This is a genomic window from Prevotella sp. AM42-24, assembly GCF_003461825.1.
Lineage (GTDB): Bacteria > Bacteroidota > Bacteroidia > Bacteroidales > Bacteroidaceae > Prevotella > Prevotella hominis.
On sequence record NZ_QTXV01000048.1, the window covers coordinates 22,234 to 25,362 of the forward strand.

The following is a 3,129-nucleotide window of genomic DNA, read 5'->3' on the forward strand; positions in this document are numbered from 1 at the left end:
AGTGCTTTTTATTGTTGCTATTCTTTGAATAGTTTTGTTATTCCTGACAGTGTTACTAGCATTGGGGAGAGGGCTTTTGGAGGTTGTACTTCTTTGACAGATATAGTTATTCCAGATAGTGTTTCCTGCATTGGGGATAAGGCATTTGAATATTGCAAATCTTTGTGTAGCCTCGTTATTCCTGATAGTATTACTAGCATTGGGGATAAGGTATTTAGAGGATGCAATTTCCCAAACGATCTTAAACAGGAATTAATCTCCCGATTCGGAGAAAAAATATTTGGGTAACCTTTTAGATTATTCCTTGATTATTACGGCGAATAAGAGATACCGGCAAATCGATACCATCATAAATAGGAAGTCCTTCCCCTAAGACATCCTTCTTTGCCTTCTCCTTTTTTAATATATAAAATAAGAGGTGGAGAACATTCTCCACCTCTATCCTCAAAGTTTGGCGATTTTTCAAGAATCTCGACGAACATAGAATAAGTTCTGTGAACGCCTGCGTTTACTTGGCTGCAAAGATACTTATTTTCTTTGAATTAAGCAAACTATTCATCATATTTTTTAAGAGCCTCGTTCATGCGCTGCTCCAGGTCTCGTAAGCCGGGGACCTCGACCATCACAAACAAATCTTCATGTGACTCAACGTGTGCAACCTGCCCGATAAAACTTTGAGCGTGCCAGTCGCAATCACTGCAATTTTGGTAGTCTCTATCGAGACAATGATGGTGGAGCGTATGTTAAACTTAAGTTACAGATAAGACAAAAAAATAAGACAATGGAACTGAACAAAAAGAGTTTGCTTCTTACGCAAGCAACAAAGATAGATGAATTTATCAATTATCTATCAGCAAATTTTGCAGCTAATGAAATTGCTAACGAGACTAATTTCCTGGCGATTACAAGAAACAAATTGAAGAAGTTGACAACAATCTTATAATAAGATAGTTAGGTATTTTATATATTAAAATATCCGGTGCAGCCGATAGTGCTACTGGCACTCAGTCCGGCAACCAGGATTTGGGTAAGTGCCGTGCCAAGTTCATAGCCAAGGTCTCATCAAGCGAGGTGTAGATAAGAGCCAGATTAAAGCCTACAACTTAGGCGGTATAGACAAATATGCGGCGAATGAGGCAAACCGTTTTACAACCGTTGTCTTGCTGAAATAGGCTGAAACGTGTATTCATGAATACGTGAATACATGTACACATATATACATAATATATACTGAATGTAGCTTTTGAGTAAAAGCACTAAAATTCCTCTCTCATACACCATGGGGAGTTTGCTCGTGATGAGTAAACTCCCTAATTTTGTTTTAGGAAGATACTGAATTGTACTGGATGGCAGTAATTTATTCTTGAGTATCATTTGAGTATCACCTTCAGTATCAGCTTGGGTATCTTGGGTGCCACTTTGAGTGCCACTTTGAGTGCCATCTTGGGTGCCATTACATAATTTCTCTTTACTTCACTTTACAAGTGACACCTCTCCTTACCAAAATAAAATCCCATGAAATTATAATTTTTCATAAAAAGAACATTATAAGATACTTTTGCTTGTTTAATCCAAAAACATTTCTTATCTTTGCACAAAAAGTACAATATAATACACTACTTGATATGAAAATTCAAGAAGTAATGAAATTGCAGCGTAAGGCCTTGGGAATTACCCAGCAAGACCTCGCTGACATGTCTGAGATAGCCATTTCTACCATCAAGAAAATAGAGAGCGGTAAAGGAAACCCTTCTCTATCTACGGTTGAAAAAATCATGGATATCCTTGGCATGGAGGTTAAATATGAAATTCGTCAAACAGTTTAAATAAAGTAAGTTATGAGAAAAGCTATCGTTTATTGTCACGACACAGAAGCAGGACTCTTAGAGGAGTCAACTCCTGGCAGAGGTTATACCTTCACATACGACAAGCAGTATATGATGGATAGGACCCACGATCCTGTCTCACTTACCATGCCTTTTAGGGAAGAGCCTTATCAGTCTGATTATTTATTCCCTGTTTTTACCAATATGCTTCCAGAAGGAGCAAACAGAAAGATAGTCTGCAGAAGTTGGCGATTGGATGAGAAGGATTTCTTTGGACTTCTTCTGAAGATAGCAACCCATGATACGATAGGAGCAATAACCGTAAAAGAAGTAGAATCATGAAAGAATTAAATCATTGCCCATCCACCCTTGCAGATGGGTTTTCCACTTATTCTCCTACAGCTTGCAAAAAACTGTTTGATGGTCAGAAAGTGTCGCATTTGCTTGATTTTGAAATAGATGAAATCAGTAAGACATCTGAGACTATGGTTGCCATGAGACGTATCTCTGTTTCTGGAGCTCAGGAGAAATTTCCTGCAGTGATAGAGAATGGAATCATCAGAATCTCGCAGACGGATGAACGCTCTCGCTATATCCTGAAGCCGGCACCTTGGGACAACACACTCTATACCAGGAAGCAGATTCCAGCTAACGAGCATCTTACCATGCAGATAGCTTCACAGGTATATGGTATCATTACAGCAGAAAACGGTCTTTGCTTTACCCCTCATGGAGATATGGTATATATTACAAAGAGATTTGACATAGCTAAGGATGGAAGCAAATATCTCATGGAGGATTTCGCTTCTCTGGTTGGCAAGAATGAAGCCGAGCAAGGTACGTATTTCAAATATGATGGATGCTTCGAGGATATTGCCTGTGCGATAAAACGATATATTCCAGCCTGGATGATAGCCATGGAACGTTTCTTTAAGTTGGTTGTATTCAATTACATCTACGGTAATGGCGACGACCATCTGAAAAACTTCTCCATCATGAGAATTGGCGAGCATTACCAGCTTGCTCCCGCCTATGACCTGATGAACACCTGTCTCCATATCGAGGGCGATGATTTGGGGTTGAATGGGGGGCTTTCTCTGACTCTGGAGAAAAGTGATGTGTATGAGCGAACAGGACATCCATGCCGTCTGGACTTTGAGAGATTCGGAGAGCATATCGGTCTGAAGAAGAAGCGTATAGAAATGATCCTTGACTCTTTTTCTTTATTGCCGGACGAAGTAGAGCATTTGACCAATAATTCTTTTTTGATTCCTAAGACATAACCAAATTTTTGAGCAGTTTT

Annotated in this window: 6 protein-coding genes; all 6 read left to right on the forward strand. The window is 39.2% G+C overall.

The annotated features are described in order from the left end of the window. Positions 1 to 288: leucine-rich repeat domain-containing protein (locus DW917_RS17565; protein WP_199545559.1), on the forward strand; the 288-nt coding region annotated here is incomplete at its 5' end. Between the two features lie 493 nt (positions 289 to 781). Then, positions 782 to 943, forward strand: coding sequence for a hypothetical protein (locus DW917_RS17570; RefSeq protein ID WP_199545560.1), 162 nt, complete (start codon positions 782 to 784; stop codon positions 941 to 943). Between the two features lie 88 nt (positions 944 to 1,031). After that, positions 1,032 to 1,172, forward strand: a complete 141-nt coding sequence (locus DW917_RS17260) for a hypothetical protein (protein ID WP_158570149.1) — start codon at positions 1,032 to 1,034, stop codon at positions 1,170 to 1,172. A gap of 453 nt (positions 1,173 to 1,625) precedes the next feature. Then, on the forward strand, positions 1,626 to 1,826 hold the full coding sequence (locus tag DW917_RS17790) for a helix-turn-helix domain-containing protein (protein WP_040553377.1): 201 nt from the start codon (positions 1,626 to 1,628) through the stop codon (positions 1,824 to 1,826). A gap of 12 nt (positions 1,827 to 1,838) precedes the next feature. Beyond that, on the forward strand, positions 1,839 to 2,168 hold the full coding sequence (locus tag DW917_RS12605) for a HipA N-terminal domain-containing protein (RefSeq protein ID WP_118119249.1): 330 nt from the start codon (positions 1,839 to 1,841) through the stop codon (positions 2,166 to 2,168). Beyond that, on the forward strand, positions 2,165 to 3,109 hold the full coding sequence (locus DW917_RS12610) for a HipA domain-containing protein (protein ID WP_118119251.1): 945 nt from the start codon (positions 2,165 to 2,167) through the stop codon (positions 3,107 to 3,109). The genes DW917_RS12605 and DW917_RS12610 overlap by 4 nt, the downstream gene beginning before the upstream one ends. The last annotated feature ends 20 nt before the right edge of the window (positions 3,110 to 3,129 follow it).